The sequence below is a fragment of the Methylobacterium sp. NEAU K genome (genome assembly GCF_030700285.1).
In the GTDB taxonomy this organism is placed as follows: Bacteria; Pseudomonadota; Alphaproteobacteria; order Rhizobiales; family Beijerinckiaceae; genus Methylobacterium.
On sequence record NZ_JAUYZJ010000001.1, the window covers coordinates 96,283 to 112,860 of the forward strand.

At 71.0% G+C, this 16,578-nt stretch carries 12 protein-coding genes; 4 read left to right on the plus strand and 8 right to left on the minus strand.

The genetic code is table 11. The annotated features are described in order from the left end of the window. Positions 1 to 53 precede the first annotated feature (53 nt). Both Q8W67_RS00450 and Q8W67_RS00455 read left to right on the plus strand, forming a co-directional pair. Positions 54 to 1,235, plus strand: a complete 1,182-nt coding sequence (locus Q8W67_RS00450) for a multidrug effflux MFS transporter (RefSeq protein ID WP_305539116.1) — start codon at positions 54 to 56, stop codon at positions 1,233 to 1,235. Between the two features lie 89 nt (positions 1,236 to 1,324). After that, positions 1,325 to 1,585 (plus strand): hypothetical protein, encoded by a 261-nt coding sequence (locus tag Q8W67_RS00455; RefSeq protein WP_305539118.1) that lies wholly within the window; start codon positions 1,325 to 1,327, stop codon positions 1,583 to 1,585. A gap of 125 nt (positions 1,586 to 1,710) precedes the next feature. Here the strand turns inward: Q8W67_RS00455 and Q8W67_RS00460 are convergent, their stop codons facing one another. Beyond that, positions 1,711 to 2,214, minus strand: coding sequence for a GNAT family N-acetyltransferase (locus tag Q8W67_RS00460; protein WP_305539119.1), 504 nt, complete (start codon positions 2,212 to 2,214; stop codon positions 1,711 to 1,713). 64 nt (positions 2,215 to 2,278) lie between these two features. Beyond that, entirely contained in the window at positions 2,279 to 3,475 is a 1,197-nt protein-coding gene (locus Q8W67_RS00465; protein ID WP_305539121.1) for an MFS transporter, read from the minus strand. A gap of 62 nt (positions 3,476 to 3,537) precedes the next feature. On the opposite strand from Q8W67_RS00465, the gene Q8W67_RS00470 reads away from it, so the two are divergent. Next, positions 3,538 to 4,392 carry a helix-turn-helix domain-containing protein gene (locus tag Q8W67_RS00470; RefSeq protein WP_305539123.1) on the plus strand — a complete coding sequence of 285 codons (855 nt, stop codon included), beginning with the start codon at positions 3,538 to 3,540 and terminating at the stop codon, positions 4,390 to 4,392. Positions 4,393 to 4,509: 117 nt separating this feature from the next. Here the strand turns inward: Q8W67_RS00470 and hmpA are convergent, their stop codons facing one another. Beyond that, positions 4,510 to 5,751, minus strand: a complete 1,242-nt coding sequence (gene hmpA, locus Q8W67_RS00475; RefSeq protein WP_305539125.1) for an NO-inducible flavohemoprotein — start codon at positions 5,749 to 5,751, stop codon at positions 4,510 to 4,512. Positions 5,752 to 5,972: 221 nt separating this feature from the next. Here hmpA and Q8W67_RS00480 point away from each other — a divergent pair, with 221 nt between their 5' ends. Next, on the plus strand, positions 5,973 to 6,464 hold the full coding sequence (locus Q8W67_RS00480; protein WP_305539126.1) for an Rrf2 family transcriptional regulator: 492 nt from the start codon (positions 5,973 to 5,975) through the stop codon (positions 6,462 to 6,464). Between the two features lie 20 nt (positions 6,465 to 6,484). Here Q8W67_RS00480 and Q8W67_RS00485 read toward each other — a convergent pair whose 3' ends face one another. From Q8W67_RS00485 to Q8W67_RS00505, 5 genes are all read right to left on the minus strand, one after another. After that, complete coding sequence (locus Q8W67_RS00485) at positions 6,485 to 7,588, minus strand: microcin C ABC transporter permease YejB (RefSeq protein ID WP_305539128.1); 1,104 nt, start codon at positions 7,586 to 7,588, stop codon at positions 6,485 to 6,487. 6 nt (positions 7,589 to 7,594) lie between these two features. Then, positions 7,595 to 9,457 (minus strand): extracellular solute-binding protein, encoded by a 1,863-nt coding sequence (locus tag Q8W67_RS00490; protein ID WP_305539130.1) that lies wholly within the window; start codon positions 9,455 to 9,457, stop codon positions 7,595 to 7,597. After that, a complete protein-coding gene (locus tag Q8W67_RS00495; protein ID WP_305539132.1) occupies positions 9,454 to 11,367 on the minus strand; it encodes an extracellular solute-binding protein in 1,914 nt (637 codons plus the stop codon). Before Q8W67_RS00495 ends, Q8W67_RS00490 begins: the two co-directional genes overlap by 4 nt. Before the next feature lie 212 nt (positions 11,368 to 11,579). Beyond that, positions 11,580 to 13,664 (minus strand): hypothetical protein, encoded by a 2,085-nt coding sequence (locus tag Q8W67_RS00500; protein WP_305539134.1) that lies wholly within the window; start codon positions 13,662 to 13,664, stop codon positions 11,580 to 11,582. A 91-nt stretch (positions 13,665 to 13,755) separates the two neighbouring features. Beyond that, the gene (locus tag Q8W67_RS00505) at positions 13,756 to 16,575 is read right to left on the minus strand and encodes a DUF4159 domain-containing protein (protein ID WP_305539136.1); all 2,820 of its coding nucleotides are present in this window, start codon (positions 16,573 to 16,575) and stop codon (positions 13,756 to 13,758) included. Positions 16,576 to 16,578: the final 3 nt, after the last annotated feature.

The window sequence follows — 16,578 nt, forward strand, 5'->3', positions numbered from 1 at the left end:
GGACGGCCGCGACCCGACCTTCGACCGGGTCGGAAACCGCGAAGGAACCTCCCTTGCCAGATCGAGGTCCCGATGCGGCGGAGCGCCGGGCGCCCCTGCCGTTGCTGGTCGCCGTGACCATGACCGGCACGGTGGCCCTGCACATCTTCGTGCCCGCGCTCGCCGCCGCTGCCGCCGACCTCGGCACCACCACCGCCGGCGCGCAGCTCACAATCACCGTCTACCTGATCGGGCTCGCCGGCGGTCAGCTCCTCTACGGTCCGCTCTCGGATCGCTACGGCCGCCGGCCGATCCTGATCGGCGGGCTCGGCCTCTATCTCGCCGGGCTGCTGCTGGCGATTCCCGCACCGAATATCGGCGTCCTGCTGGTGGCGCGCGTCCTGCAGTCGCTCGGCGCCTGCGGATCCCTGGTGATCGGCCGGGCGATGGTGCGGGACGTCTCGACCCGCGAGGACGCCGCCCGGAAGCTGGCGATCCTGACCACCGCGATGACGCTCACGCCGGCCCTCGCGCCCGCGATCGGCGGCGTGGTCAACGAGGCCTTCGGCTGGCGCGCCGTGTTCGTGGTTCTGGCCGGGATCGTCGCCCTGCTCGGAGCCCTGGTGGTCTTCACCCTGCCGGAGACCAACCGGCACAAGGTGGCGCTGCCGGGATTCGGCGCGGTGCTGGCCGGCTACCTACGGCTGGTGCGGGTGCCGGTGTTCCGCGCCTACCTGGTGGCGGGGGCCTGCGGCGGCACCAGCCTCTATGCGTTCCTGGCGGTGGCGCCGTTCCTCCTCGTGGATCGGCTCGGGCGCTCGTCGCAGGAGGTCGGGTTCGATTGCCTGATCGTGGTGTTCGGCATGGTCGGCGGCGCCGTGCTGGCGAGCCACCTCGCCGCGCGGATGCCGATCCGAAAGGCGGCGCGGCGCGGCAACCTCCTCTGCATCGCGGCGGCGCTGTCGCTGCTGGCCATCGACCGGACGGGTATGCTCGGCGTCGTCAGCCTGATCGTGCCGCTCTTCGCCTACGCGGTGGGCGTCGGCCTGCTCAGCCCCAACGCGGTGGCGGGCCTGATGAACGTCGATCCGCATGCGGCCGGCTCCGCCTCCAGCCTCTACGGCTTCACGCAGATGACCTTCGGCGCGCTGTTCACGGCCGCGGCCTCCGCGTGGCCCGCGACCTCGGCGACCCCCGTGGCGCTGGCGCTGCTGGCGGCCGGGCTGATCGCCGCGCTGGCGCTGCGGCGTGCGTGAGGCTCTGGTGCCGCGTGCCTGGGATCGCCGTTTTGGAACGGTCCCGGCGGGTTCGGAATTGAGGGCCAACAACCAGAAGGAGAATCGCCATGCAGCGCTTGCCCATGATCGTCCTCGCCACGCTGGCTCTCGGCGGGAGCGCCTTCGCGGCCGAGCAGGGCGCATCGTCCCGGACGCCGGGTCACGAGATGCAGGACCGCGGAAGCAAGGCGGGCAGCCCCGGAGCGTCCGGGTATGCGCCGGGTCACGAGATGAAGTCGGGCACCTCGGACACGACCGGCTCGACGTCGCGGATGGGCGGTTCGGGGACCGGAACCTCCGGGACTTCCGGGTCCGGCACCCGTCGGTAACGGCGACCCGGCTTGCCCCGCCTGACGCATTCGGTCGGGCGGGGCGATCCTTGACACATCGAGGTCCGGGTCGGCCTCCTCCGCTGTGGCCGCGCGGCGCGACGCCGATATGCCGCTCGGGCCCCCTATGCGCGCACCGCCTCGACGAGGCCGGAGACGCCCTCGCAGAACCCGGCCGCCAGCTCCAGCCACAGGAGGCGCGCGGGGTCCACCGGTCCCGGCAGGCTCAGGCGCCCCGGCGGAACCGGGGTGAAACCGAATCGGCTGTAGTAGGGCGCGTCGCCCACCAGGATCACCAAGCCCTCGCCCGCCTGCCGCGCCGCATCGATCGCCGCCCGGGTCAGGGTGCTGCCGATCCCACGGCCCTCGAAGCTCGGATCCACCGCCAGGGGGCCGAGCATCACGAAGCGTGCCGCCCCGCTGCGCACCGGGCCCATCCGCACCGAGCCCACAAGGAAGCTGCCGACCGAGGCGGTGACGCCCAGGTCGACCCGCTCGGCCGCCCCCTCGCGCAGGCGATAGGCGGTTCGGGCGAAGCGGCCGGGGCCGAAGGCACGAGCCTGGAGGCGCTCGATGGCGGGGGCGTCCTCCGGCCGCTCGGGCCGGATGACGAGAGACAATGCGGTCACGGCAGGCTCGCGGGTCGAACCATCGCCGCGTAGCAGCGCCGGCCCGGGGCCGCAAACGCCGGGCCTACTCGGCCGCCGCCAGGGCGGGTCGCACACCGCCCTGCGTCAGCCGGAGGAAGCCGATCGCCGAGAGCCAGATCACCGCCCCGCAGGCGGCGGCGCAGCCGAGCACCAGCGAGAAGCCACCGCGATCGTGCAGGAGCGCGATGGCCGGGACCACGAAGCCGCTCGCGGTGAAGCCCACGAAATAGCGCACGCTGTAGGCCCGCGCCCGGTAGGCGGGGGGCACGTAGCGGGCGATCATCGCGTCGTTGATCACCACCTGCCCGTAGATCGCCGTCATCGCCAGCACGAGGCCGGCGAGCAGCGGCAGGCCTGTGGAGACGGCGGCGATCCCGAGCCCCAGCGGCTGCAGGACAGAGAGCGCCACGAACAGCGACGGCAGGCTGTAGCGGTCGATCAGGCGGCCCATGGCGAGCTGCATCAGGGCGCCGAACAGGAACACCAGCGTCGCGATCGATCCGATCAGCGCCAGCGGCAGCGCGTGGCCGACGCCCTCGTCGATCACCTTTGGCAGGCTGATCGTGGTCAGGTTGAAGGTCAGGCCGCCGGCGAAGATCGCCAGCGCGAACATCGCCATCAGCGCCCAGGGCCGGGTCACCGGAATGACCGCTGCCCCGCCGGCCTTCGTCCCGGCGGCCTCGCCGTCGCCGGGCACCAGCGCCAGGAAGGCGGCCCCGCAGGCGAGGCAAATCAGGCCCGGCACCACGAAGGCCGCGCGCCAGCCGACGGTGGCGGCGAGCAGCGCGGTAACCCCGGAGGCCGAGGCCGCGCCGAAATTGCCCCAGACGCCGTTGAGGCCGAGGTCGCGCCCGAGCCGCCGGGCATGGGTCACCAGCATGGTCGAGCCGACCGGGTGGTAGATCGCCGAGGCGAGGCCGAGCACGCAGAGCCAGAGGGCGAAGCCCAGCGGGGTCGAGGCGCTCGCCACCCCGAGGCAGGACATCCCGTAGCCGAGGAAGAAGACCGCCAGCATGGTGCGCCGGCCGAACCGGTCCGCGAGCCAGCCCATCGGCAGCGAGCACAGGCCGAAGGCCACGAAGGCGCCGGTGGCGAGGCCGATCAGCTCGCCGTAGCCGAGCCCCGTCTGGGCCGCGATGGCGATGACCGCCGTGGGGTAGATCAGCAGCACGAAATGGTCGAGGGCATGCGCGATGTTGACGAAGCGCAGCGTGCGGCGGGACAGTGTTTCCGAATCCATCGCGGCGTATCCTCCGGGACCGAACCTTGATAGCCTGACCCGATGGAGGCGTCGGGCCGGATATGTATGCAAACGGGCCATTTGCGTCGGGCATCCGGTCCCAGAACGGTCGTTCGACCGACGCGGCAGACTATCAGGACGTGCCCCGCGCGGTGGCGGTGATGCCCAAGGCCTACGCGGCCGGTATGTACCTGGACCGGCACTTCCACCCGCGCGCGCAGCTCCTCTACGCAACCGCGGGCCTGATGATGGCGTCGGCCGAGGACGGCACTTGGGTCGTGCCGGAGGGCCATGCCCTGTGGATCCCGCCGCGGCTTCCGCACGCGGTGGCGACGCACGGCGCGGTGGCGATGTGCTCGGCCTATCTCGACCCGGCCGCCGTGGCGGCCTTCCCGGGGAGCTGCCGGGTGATCCTGGTGTCGCCGTTGCTGGCCGCCGCCCTGGCAGCCCTCGGCGAGGAGCCGGTGCTCTACGACGAGGCGGACCGCGGCGGCCATCTCGCCGCCCTGGTGCTCGATGAGATCGGCCGCGCCCCCGAGACCCCGCTCGCCCTGCCGCTACCCCGCGATGCCCGCCTGCGCCGGGTCTGCCTCGGCCTGATCGAGGATCCGGCCTGCGAGGACGATCTCGACGCCTGGGCCGACCGCGCCGGGGCGAGCCGGCGGACGCTGACCCGCGGGTTCCGCGCGGAGACCGGCCTCAGTTTCGGCGACTGGCGGGCGCGAGCCCGGGTGATCCGCGCGCTCGCCCTGGCGGCCGATGGACGGCCCCCGGGGGCGGTCGCGGCGGCGGTGGGCTACAGGAGCGCCCAGGCCCTGCGCGCGACGGTGGGGCGGGCGCTGGGAGCCGAAGGTGCTCCGGCCTCCAGAGGCGAGCACCGACGCGTGAGGCCCCGAGCGGCAGAGGCGGCGCCGTGATGTCCGGGACGCGGACCGGCGCAGGCCGGTAAGGTCCGCGTCCCGGGTCTGCCGGGGACCCAGCCCGAGCGGATCCGGATGGAGCGCCTCGGACCGGGGCCGGTTCCCCGGAGCCGCTTAGGCGGCCTGCTTCGCGTCCTCGATGAGTTCGTCGGCAGGCCCGAAGAACTCGAATTTCACACGCTCGGCCGGGACGCCGTTGCGCAGGAGACCGTTCACCAGCGCGCGCAGGAACGGCTTGGGACCGCAGAGGTAGTAGGTCGCGCGCTCGTGCGGGGTCTGCTTCACCAACCAGTCCGCCGTGATCAATCCCGGAAGGTCGTAGTGCTCCCCTTGCCTGTCTCCCGCCTCGGGTTCGGCGTAGAAGGTCTGCACCCGGAGATTCCCGCGGTTCGACGCGAGGGTCCGGGCATGGTCGCGCATGGCATGCACCCGGCCGTTCACGGCTGCGTGGATGTACCAGGTCGGCCGGTCCGGGCTGACCTCGGAGACGGTCTCCAGCATGCTCATCATCGGCGTGAGCCCGACGCCACCGCTGACCAGGACCACCGGCTCACCGCCTTGGACATCGAGGAAGAATTCGCCCGCCGGCGCCGCGACCTTGAGCACGGTCCCCGGGCGCACATGGTCGTGGAGCCAATTCGAGACGAGGCCGGCGGGCCGGCCGGCCTCGCCCTCGCGCTTGACGGTGATGCGGTAGGCGCGGTCGTTCGGCGCGCAGGAGATCGAGTAGTTCCGCTTCAGGACGCCGCGGCCCGGGAGGTTCAGGAGAAGGCTCAGATACTGCCCCGGCCTGTGCCGCAGCACCGGGCCGCCATCGACCGGGACCAGGATCAGGGAGCGGATGGTCTCACTCTCCGGACAATCGCTCTCGACGACGAAGTCACGCCAGCCGTTCCAGCCACCGGGCTTGGCGGCAAGCTCCCGGTAGATCGTGGCCTCGCGGCCGATCAGAAGCTCTGCCAGGAACCAATACGCCTCGCCCCAGGCGGCGCAGATTTCGGGTGTCGCGGCCTCGCCGAGCACATCGCCGATGGCGCCCAGCAGGGCGTCGGCCACGTGGGGATAGTGCTCCGGCAGGATGTTGAGCGCGACGTGCTTCTGCGCGATGCGCTCGACCGCCCCCCCGAGGGCGCCGAGATTGTCGATGTTGCGGGCGTAGGCCAGAACGGCCTGGGCAAGCGCCTTGGGCTGCGAGCCGGTCTCGCCATGGTGCGACTGGTTGAAGAGGTCGCGCATCTCCGCGTTCTGGAACAGGCGCTCGTACATGCGCCGGGTGATGGTCAGACCGTGCGCCTCCAGGGCGGGCACGGTGGCCTTGATGGTGGCAACGGTAGCGGGGGCGAGCGGTGTGGGCATAGCTGCAACTCTGAAAGGTGCATCGGACATACATCTTTTAGCTCGGCCGTGTAAAAGATGCAAGTTATATATACCTTATGTCCGGGCGCCGGGATGTCGGGCGGATGGCCGGGAGGAGCGCCCTTGGGCCGGCGAGCACCGGAGGCGTCTCTCGCATGCGACCAGCCGCCGATGAGCCCGGACCATCGAAGTCTCGAAGAACGGGGCGTTCTGGAGTTGAAATGCGTCTGACCCGCTATACCGATTACGCCCTGCGCACCCTGATCTACGTCGGCCTGCACGAGCCCGGGCAGAGCTCGATCGCCGAGATCGCGCGGGCCTACGGCATCTCGGAAAACCACCTGACCAAGGTGGTTCATCAGCTGGGACGCCTGGGGCTGATCCGGACGATCCGGGGGCGGGGCGGCGGTCTGCGGCTGGCGAAGCCTCCTGCCGAGATCGTCATCGGCGCGGTCGTGCGCCAGACCGAGGACGATCTCGCGCTGGTCGAGTGCTTCGACAACGGCGCCTGCGCGATCACCGCGCCATGCCGCTTACGTCGGGCCCTCGGCGAGGCGCTGGCGGCCTTCCTCGCCGTCCTCGACAGCTACACGCTGGCGGATCTCATCGGCGGTCCGGAAGGGGGTGAGATCGCGCAGCTCCTGGGCCTTGCCGTCCCCGCGGCCGACGCGCGCGACGGCCGAGCCGGCGCCGGCGGCACCCCGATCGGCTGACGGACCATCGACCGCCGGCTTCACGTCGCGCGTGCCGAAAAATCGATGCGCGGGTCGATCCAGACGTAGATCAGGTCCGACAGGAGGTTCACGGCCAGCCCGAGCAGGGAGAAAATGTAGAGCGTCGCGAACACCACCGGGTAATCGCGACCGACGATCGCCCGGAACGACAATTCGCCCAGGCCGTCCAGCGAAAAGATCGTCTCGATCAGCAGCGAGCCTGTGAAGAAGGCCGAGATGAAGGCGCCGGGGAAGCCCGCGATCACGATCAGCATGGCGTTGCGGAAGACGTGGCCGTAGAGCACCCGCCGCTCGGACAGGCCCTTCATCCTTGCGGTGAGCACGTATTGCTTGCGGATCTCGTCGAGGAACGAGTTCTTTGTGAGCAGGGTCGAGGTTGCGAAGGCGCCGATCACCAGGGCGGTGAGCGGCAGCGCCATGTGCCAAGCGTAGTCGGTGAGCCTGTGCCAGGGAGAAAAACCCTCCCAGCCCTCGCTGGTCAGGCCGCGCAGCGGGAACCACTGGTAGAACGACCCGCCCGCGAACAGGATGATCAGCATCAGCCCGAACATGAAGCCCGGGATCGCGTAGCCGATGATCACCACGAAGGAGGTCCAGCGGTCGAAGCGCTCGCCGTCCTTCACGGCCTTGCGGATCCCGAGCGGGATCGAGATCGCGTAGGACAGGAGCGTCATCCACAGGCCCAGCGAGATCGAGACCGGCAGGCGCTCCTTGATCAGCTGGATCACGGTCACGTCGCGAAAATAGCTGCGCCCGAAATCGAACCGGACGTAGTCCCAGAGCATCTTGGCGAAGCGCTCTGGCGCCGGCTTGTCGAAGCCGAACTGCTTCTCCAGCTTGGCGATGAATTCGGGGCTCAGGCCTTGCGCGCCGCGGTAGCGGGAGCTGGCCTCGCCGCCGCCCATCGCCCGACTGCCGCCCCCGAGATCGCCGGACCCGCCGGTGACGCGCGACAGCGCGCCCGCGCCCTGGCCCTGCAGCTGCGACAGCACCCGCTCCACCGGTCCCCCGGGGGCGAACTGCACGATCGTGAAGGTGATCAGCATGATCCCGAACAAGGTCGGGACCATCAGGCCGATGCGGCGCAGGATGTAGCCCAGCATGGTCGTTCAGTCCCGCCCGATCCGCTTGGCCCTGTCGGCGTCGAGCCACCACGTGGCCGGCGCGCCGAGATCGTATTTCGGCGGGTGGGCGGGGCGGCCGTAGACGTCCCACAGGGCGAGGCGATGCGTGTTGGCGTACCACATCGGCACCCAGTAGCGCCCGGCCCGCAGCACCCGATCGAGGGCCCGGCAGGCGGTGGTCAGGTCCGCCCGGGACTTGGCGTCCGCGATGGCGGTGAGCAGCGCGTCGACCGCCGGGTCGGCGATCGCCGACAGGTTGTTGGAGCCCTTGGTGGCGGCCGCCCGGGAGCCGTAGGTCTCGCGCAGCTCCGCGCCGGGCGTCACGCCGCTGGAATAGCGGCGCGGGGTGACGTCGAAGTCGAAATCGTTGAGCCGGGCTTGGTACTGCGACGGGTCGACGGTGCGTAAGGTTGCCTTGATACCGAGCAGTCCGAGATTGCGGATGAACGGCTGCGTGACCGCCTGGAAGACCGGATCGTCATCCAGGAACTCCACGGCCAGAGGTTGTCCGTCGGGCAGCAGGAGGCTGCCGCCCTGGCGGGTGCAGCCCGCCTCGCGCAGCAGCGCGTCGGCGCGCTTGAGCAGGGCCCGGTCCTGGCCGGATCCATCCGACACGGCCGGCGTCCAGGCCTCGCCGAACACCTCCGGGGAGAGGTCCTTGAAGGGCTCCAGCAGGGCGAGTTCCGCGGCCGAGGGCTTGCCCGTGGCCTTGAGGTCGGAATTCTCGAAGAACGAGGCCGTGCGCTGGTAGGCGCCGTACATCAGGTTCCGGTTCGACCATTCGAAGTCGAAGCACAGGCCGATCGCCTCGCGCACCCGGGGATCCCGGAAGGTCTCGCGGCGGGTGTTGATCCACCAGCCCTGGGTGCCGCTCGGCCGGGCATCCGGCACCGTCTCGCGGACCACGCGCCCCTCGGTCACCGCGGGAAAATCGTAGCCGGTAGCCCAGACCCGGGCGGTGAACTCCTCGCGGAACGTGAAGGCACCGCTCTTGAACGCCTCGAACGCCACGGTGCGGTCCCGGAAATACTCGTAGCGGATCGTTTCGAAGTTATTCTGCCCGGTCGTGACGGCCAAGTCGGCGGCCCAGTAATCCGGGACCCGCTCCAGCCCGATGGAGCGGCCGGGATCGACGGTGCCGACCCTGTAGGGGCCGGAGCCCAGCGGCGCCTCCAGAGTCGATGCCTCGAAGTCGCGGGCACCGTAATAGGCGGCCGAGAAGATCGGCAGCTGGGCCACGAACAGCGGCAGGTCCCGGGCGCGGCCTTCCGCGAAGGTGACGACGAGCGTTTCGTCGCCCTCGGCCCGGGCGTCGGTCATGGCGCGGATCACCTCGGCGATCGACGGATGGCCTTTCTCGCGCAGGAGCTTGAGGCTGAACGCGGCGTCCCCGGCCGTCAGCCGCGAACCATCGTGGAACCGGGCCTGCGGGCGCAGAGAGAAGGTGTAGGTCAGGCCGTCCTGGCTCACCGTGACCGCCCGCGCCACCAGCCCGTAGACCGCGTCCGGCTCGTCCAGCGCCCGGACCATCAGGCTGTCGAAGGTCTGATCCATCCCGGCCGCGCCGTCGCCACGCAGCACGTAGATGTTGAGCGTGTTGAAGGTGTTGAACGCCTGGTTGCCGACCGTCGCGGAGATCTGCGCCGAGAAGCGTCCGCCCCGAGGCGCGATCGGATTCACGTAGTCGAAATGCTCGAAGGCGGGGCCGTATTTCAGCTCGCCGAAGCTCGACAGGCCGTGACGTTCCGACTCCGCCGCCCGGGCCGAGGGCGACGGCCTCACGGCCGCGAGCGCGCCGGCGCCGAGGACCAGCCCGCGCCGGCTCGGTCTCCAGACGCGACCTGTCAACGCGGAGCCCCGGTCTTGGCGGCGCGCTGGTCGTCGTACCACCACGTCGTCGGGAAGCCGGATCCGGCATAGAGCGGCAGCACGGCCGGGTGGTTGAAGCGGTTCCAGCGCAGGGTCCGTTGCTCGCTCGAGGCCCATTGCGGCACGACGTAATCGTGGGCGAGCAGCACCCGGTCGAGCGCCCGGGTCGCCGCGACGACGCCGGCCCGATCCCGCGCGAAGATCACCTTCTCGATCAGCGCGTCGATCCCGGGGTCCTTGATCCCGATCAGGTTGCGCGAGCCCGGCTTGTCGGCCGCCGCCGAGCCCCAATACTCGCGCTGCTCGTTGCCGGGAGAGAGCGACTCGCCCCAGTTCGACGTGGTGACGTCGAAGTCGAAGTTGCGGATGCGGTTCTGGTATTGCGCCTGGTCGATCACCCGCAGGGTGGCGTCGATTCCGATCAGCTTCAGCTGCGCCGAGAACGGCAGGATCACCCGCTCGAAGGTGTTCTGGAATTCGAGGAACTCGACGGTCAGCGGCTCGCCCGTGGCCTTGTTGACCATCTTGCCGCTGCGCAATTCGTAGCCGGCCTCGCGCAGGAGGCCCACGGCCTCGCGCAGGTTCTTGCGCACGGCCTCCTGCGTGTCGTTCACGGGGTTGGCGTAGGGCGTGGTGAAGACCGAAGCCGGGATCTTGTCCTTGACGCTCTCGAGGATCGCCTTCTCGTCGCCCTCCGGTAGGCCCGAGGAGGCCAATTCCGAGCCGAAGAAGTAGGAGTTGATGCGCTTGTACAGGCCGTAGAACAGCGCCTTGTTCATCTCCTCGTAGTTCATTGCCAGGTTGAAAGCCCGTCGCACCCTCGGGTCCTTGAACTTGTCCCGGCGCGCGTTGAAGACGAAGGCCTGCATGATGCCCATGCCGCGCTCGGGGAATGCCTCCTTGATCAGGCGCCCCTCCTTCACGGCCGGGAAGTCGTCGTAGGCGGTGGCCCAGTTGCGGGCGATGTTCTCGACCCGGAAGTCGTAGAGGTCGCCCTTCAGCGCCTCTACCAGCACGGTGCCGTCGCGAAAGTACTCGTAGCGCTCGGTATCGAAGTTGTAGCGGCCGGCATTCACCGGCAGATCCTTGCCCCAGTAATCGGGCACCCGGGTATAAGTCGCGGTCCGGCCCGGCTCGAACTTCGAGAGCCGATAGGGGCCGGAGCCGAGCGGCGGTTCGAGGCTGGTCTCGGTGACGCTGCGGGGCTTGCCGTTGGAATCCTTGGCGGTCCACCAATGCTTGGGCAGGACGCGCAGCTGCCCGATCACCTGCGGCAGCTCGCGGTTGCCGGTCTCCGTGAAGGTGAAGGTCACCTCGTGCGGCCCGGTCGCCTCGGCCTTGGCCACGGTCTGGTAATAGGCGGCGTAGAACGGGCTGTTGGCCTTCAGCACATGGAAGGACCAGACGACGTCCTCGGGCGTGATCGGCTTGCCGTCGTGCCAGCGGGCGTTCTCGCGCAGCCGGTACGAGACCGAGCCGAGATCGGGGGCGACCCGCACCGCCTCGGCCAGCAGGCCGTACGAGGTGAACGGCTCATCCGAGGACTCGGTCATCAGCGTATCGTAGATCTGCTGGATGCCGCCCTCGAGGTCACCCTTCAGGCCCGAGACGACGATGTTGAAGTTGTCGAACCCGCCCTGCGTGCCGAGGCGCACCATCCCGCCCTTGGGGGCGGCTGGGTCGGCGTAGTCGAAGTGCTTGAAGTCGGGGCCGTATTTCGGCTGGCCCATCAGCGTGATCGCGTGGGTCCATTGCCCGCTGGCGGCCGGCAGGGTGGCCGGCGTGGACGGCATCGCGGCCGGTTCCTGCGCGTGGGCCGGGGCGAGCTGGAGGCAGGCGACGAGGAGCGTCGCGGCGAGAAGGCGTCCAGTCACGGTCTGCGCTGTCACGGGCAGGCTGTCTCCGTTGCGTGAGGCCGCGCGGCGCGCGGGCGTTCAGAATTCACCGCGTGGTCATAGGGCGGGCGCCCCCCGGGCGTCGAGCTTGCCGGCCTGCATCTTCGCGTGGCGATGCCGGATCGGCCCCCAGACAGCCGCAGGTCCTTCCCTCTCCCGCGGATACGGAGCCCGTCGCGTCGGGGGAATGTCATCGAGAACACCGCTCACGCCGCACGTCCGCGGCGTCCCTCGACCAGCCACATGGCGAGAACGGCGGCGGCCAGCGCGGCCAGCGCGGCGAGACCCAGCGCCAGCGGATAGACCTCGACGCCGCGGATATTGGCGCTGTCGCTCGGGCGGAAGCCGATCCAGTCGCCGCCGGCCAGCCGGCCGCTGCGCACGGTCGCGAGCCGCGGCACCTGGGTGGCGCCACCCGCATCGGCGACGCGGCGGATCGAGCCACCCGAGCCCTCCGCCACCGCCTTCAGGCGCTCGGTGTCGCTGAACACGTCGGCGAGCTCGCGCGGATTGGCCGGGCCGACGCTGACGAAGGCGACGAGGTTGCCGGACCGCAGGGTGTGCAGCCCCAGCGTCTCGGCGTCGAAGGTGGCGCTGAACAGGCCGGGCTCGCCGGGCTTGAGCGTGAGCGTCGTCACCTTGCCGGTCGGGCCCGTGACGGTGACCGGCTCGACCTGGTCCGCCATGGTCTGGCGCTCAACCCGCACCTCGCGGCCGCGGCCGGTGGTCTGCGCCCGCAGCGCCTCCTCCTCGAGGGCCGGCTCCTTCATCAACCAATGCGCGAGGCGGCGCAGCAGGTCGAGATAGGGGCCGCCCTCCTGGTAGCCGCGCGCCCAGAGCCAGGCGTGGTCGGACAGCAGCAGCGCGACGCGGCCCTTCTCCTCCCGCGAGAGGGTGAGCAACGGCAGTCCCTCTGCCCCCGAGAGGATCGGCTGGATGCCGGGACGGGTGCGCGCCTCGATGATGCGCAGCCAGTCACCCCAGGCGGGCGGGTTCGCGTCCGAGCCCGGCAGATCGCGCGTGACCGGGTGTCGCTGGCCGACCTGCGTCGGCGTCGCCTTGTAGGGCCGCTCGACGACCCGTCCGTCCGGATCTCCGGGCAGGATCCCGGCGAGCCGTGTCCGCGCGAGGCTCGCCGGCCCGGCATATTCCGGCCCTGCCGCCACCAGCAGGGCGCCGCCCTCGCGCACGTAGCGGACGATGTTGTCGAAATAGGCCTGCGGCAGCACGCTCTGGTTGGCGTAGCGGTCGAAGATGATCAGGTCGAAGTCCTTGATCTTCTGGACGAACAGCTCGCGCGTCGGAAAGGCGATCAGCGACAGTTCCGAGATCGGCGTGCCGTCCTGCTTCTCCGGCGGGCGCAGGATGGTGAAGTGCACGAGGTCGACGTTGGCGTCGGACTTCAGGAGGTTGCGCCACGTCCGCTCGCCCTGGTGCGGCTCGCCGGAGACGAGGAGCACCCGCAGCTTCTCGCGGATGCCCTCGATCGGCAGGACCGCGCGGTTGTTGACCGTGGTGAGCTCGCCCGGCAGCGGCTCGACCTCGATTTCCACGACGTTCGGGCCGCCATGCTCGATCCGGGTTGTCAGCGAGAACGGCTTGTCTGTCGGCACATCGCGCCGGCCGATCTCCTCTCCGTCGCGGCGGATCGTGACGGCGGCATGTCCGGTGCCGCCGCGCTCCATCACCTCGGCGCGGATGGTCAGGTCCTTGCCGACGATGCCGAAGCGCGGCGCCTCCAGGAGCTTGATCTGCCGGTCACGCTCGTCCGGATGGCCGGTGACGAGGACGTGGAGCGGCGCCTTGATGCCCAACTGGGCCATCGAGGCGGGGATGTCATGGACCACCCCGTCGGTGAGCATCACGATCCCGGCGAGCCGCTCCGGCGGCACGTCGGCGAGCGCCTGGCCCAACGCCGTGAACAGCTTGGTGCCGTCGTCGCCGTCCTTGGCGTCTGGAACGTCGATGAAGCGGGGCTCGATGTCGGTGAGCGCGCCGAAGCGGCGCTGCAACTCGGCGCGGACCGCATCGGTCATCTGCGGCCGGTCGCCGAGCGCCTGCGATCCCGACCGGTCGACCACGATGGCGGCCACGTCCTTCACGGGCTCGCGGTCCTCCCGCACCAGGGCGGGATTGGCGAGGGCCGCCAGCACCAGGGCGAGCACCAGGGCGCGCAGCAGCGCAGTGCGGCCCCGCGCCAGGACGGCGAACACCGCCAGGACAACGACGACGACGCCAAGGGTGGCCAGCACCGGCCAGGGCAGGAGGGGGGTGAAGCTGAGGCTCAGCATGGGGCAGAGCGCTCCGGATCCGTGATGCGACGTCTCCCTCCCCCCTCTGCGGGGCGAGAGGTTTCAGCGCTGCGCGGGTTGTCCAAAAACATCACTGCCCCAACCGCTCCAGCAGCGCGGGCACATGGACTTGGTCCGCCTTGTAGTTGCCGGTCAGCGTGTACATCACGATGTTCACGCCGCCGCGGAACGCCATCTCGCGCTGGCGCTGGTCGCCGCCGACCACCGGGTAGAGCGGCTCGCCGCGGCGGCCCACCGCCCAGGCGGCGGCGAGGTCGTTGCCGGTGATGATGATCGGGCTCACCCCGTCGCCGGCCCGGGCCGGGCGGCGCTCGGCGCCCTCGGCGGCGGGCGGCAGCGCCTCCACCCAGGTCTGGCCAGAGGCGTAGCGGCCCGGGAAGCTGTCGACGAGGTAGAACGCCTTGGTCAGCACATGGTCGAGGGGCACCGGTTCGAGCTCCGGCACCTCCAGGGTCGCCAGCATCTTGCGCAGGTAGGTCGCCTCGGGGGAGGTCGGTCCGCCCGGCCGGGCGGTCAGCGCGTCGCGGGTATCGAACAGGACGGTGCCGCCGTTGCGCATGAAGGCGTCGATCTTTCGGATCGCGGCTTCCGAAGGCTGCGGGCGAGAGGGCGCGATCGGCCAATAGATCAGCGGGTAGAAGGCCAGCTCGTCCTTGGCCGGGTCGATGCCGGCGGGCTCGCCCGGTTCCAGGGCGGTGCGCGCGGCGAGCATCTGGGTCAGGCCGGTGAGGCCGGTCCGGCTCGCCTCGTCGAGGGCGGCGTCGCCCGTGATGATGTAGGCGAGCCGCGTGACCAGCGCCGATTCGATGCCGTTCGGCCGGTTGGCCGGCGGCTCCTCGGCGCGGACCGGCTGCACCGGAAGGGCCGCGAACAGCAGGAGCCCCGCGAACGCCAGCACCGCCGGGCGGCCGCGCAGGCGGCTCGCCCAGGCGGACCGGCGCAGGAAGCCGCCGAGCCACAGACCCGCCAGGGTGTCGAGGGCGAGGAGCAGCAGCGCAAGGGTGAACAGGGCCGGGCGCAGATCCAGGGTCTCGGCTCCGGCGAGCGAGCCGACGCGGGAGCCCGCGATCGCCCCGGCATCGAGGGGCTTCAGCCGGTCGTCCGGCTTCAGGGCGTTCACGCTGATGCCCCCGTCGGGCGGGCCGTAGAAGCCCGGAGGGTGCTCGGGATTCGCCCGGTCCGCGTAATCGGCCGACACCGCCGTGGCGGAGGCCGGAGGCGAGCCCAGCGCGCCGAATCCGTCGAGGGTCACCCGCGGGGCGAGCACCGGAGCGGTAGCCCGCGGCGTGTCACCCTGTATCGGCGCCGAAGCGCCGGCCAGCGCCACGACACGCCTGAGCATGTCGATGAACAGCCCCGAGAGCGGGAGGTTCGACCACGTCGTGTCGGCGGTGACGTGGAACAGCACGATCGTGCCCTGGCCGCGCTTCTGCGCGGTGACGATCGGGGTGCCGTCCTGGAGGGAAGCCCAGGTCCGGTTGGGCAGGTCGCCGTCCGGCTCGGCCAGGATCTGGCGGCGCACGCCGATATCGGCCGGCGGCTTCAAGCCCGCGAAGGGGCTCTCGGGCGGGAACGGCGCAAGGGTCTTGGGGCTGTCCCAGGAGAGCGTACCGCCGAGCGTCCGGCCGCCCCGGCGCAGCCGCACCGGTACCAGGGGATCGTTGCCGGCGGCGAGCCGCGGCCCGGCGAAGCGGAGGAGCATCCCGCCCTCCTTCACGAAGCCCTCGACCCGGGCGGTGGTCTTCTCGTCCAGCGCGCCGACATCGGCGAGGACGAGCACCGAGACCTGATTGTCGAGGAGCTGGTTGATCGATTCCGCCGTGCCCTTGGCACCCCGCGGCTCCTGCACGTCCGCGAAGGGCTGGAGCGCCCGGGCGAGGTAGTAGGTCGGCGCCAGGAGCGGCTGGGCCTGGTCGAGGGTGCCGCCGAAGACGAGGCCGACCCGGCGCCGCTTGCCGCGCTCGTCCTGCAGCACCACCGCACCGGCCGAGCGCTCACCCGCGATCTCCAGGCGGCTGATGCTGTTGCGCAGCTCCACGGGCATCTCGAAGGTCGCTTCCGCCTCGGTGGCGTCGGCCGCGAAGGCGAAGTCGCGCTCGGCGAGCGGCAGGCCCTTCGGGTCCAGAGCCCGGATCACCCCCGCGTCGCGCCCGTTCGGGGCCGCCCGCAGGGCGTGCGTGACGAGCTTGCCGGCATTCTCGGTGGCGGTGAGCGCCAGGGCCGGCGGCCTGTCGGCCCGGAGGACGGTCAGGGCGGCGCCGCTGCCGCCCACGAGGTCGGCGACACCCTTGGCGAAGCGCTCGTCGCCCGCCCCGGCGACGCCGTCGCTGATCCAGACGAGGCCGGCGCCCCGGTTCTTCTCCAGGAAGGCGCCGATCGTCGCGAGATGCGCGTCGCGCGCGGACAGGATCGGGCGGGGTGCGATGGCGCGCAACCGCTCCAGGGCGGCGGCCGGCGTCTTCGCCTCGAAGGCGGCCGGGGCGTCGGCCAGCCCGATCACCGCCACGGGCCGCCCGTCGCGGGCCGCGCCCTCCACGGCGTCGGTGGCGACCCGCAGCCGGTCGCGCCAGTCGTGGGCGGCCGGGAAGCCGTTGTCGAGGAGCACGAGGAGCGCGCTGCGGCCCCCGCCCGCCCCGAGGCCGCCGGCATTCCAGACCGGGCCGGCCACCGCCAGGATCAGCGCGGCGGCGATCAGCAGCCGCAGGATCAGCAGCCAGGTCGGCGTACGGGCCGGCGTCTGCCGCTGCGGGATCAGGTCGGCGACGAGCTTGAGGGGCGGAAAGTTGATCCGGCGGGGGCGCGGCGGGGTCACCCGCAGCAGGAACCACAGGGCCGGCAGGCCGATCAGGGCGGCGAGCGCCAGCGGAGCGGCGAAGGTCAGACCCAGCATGGC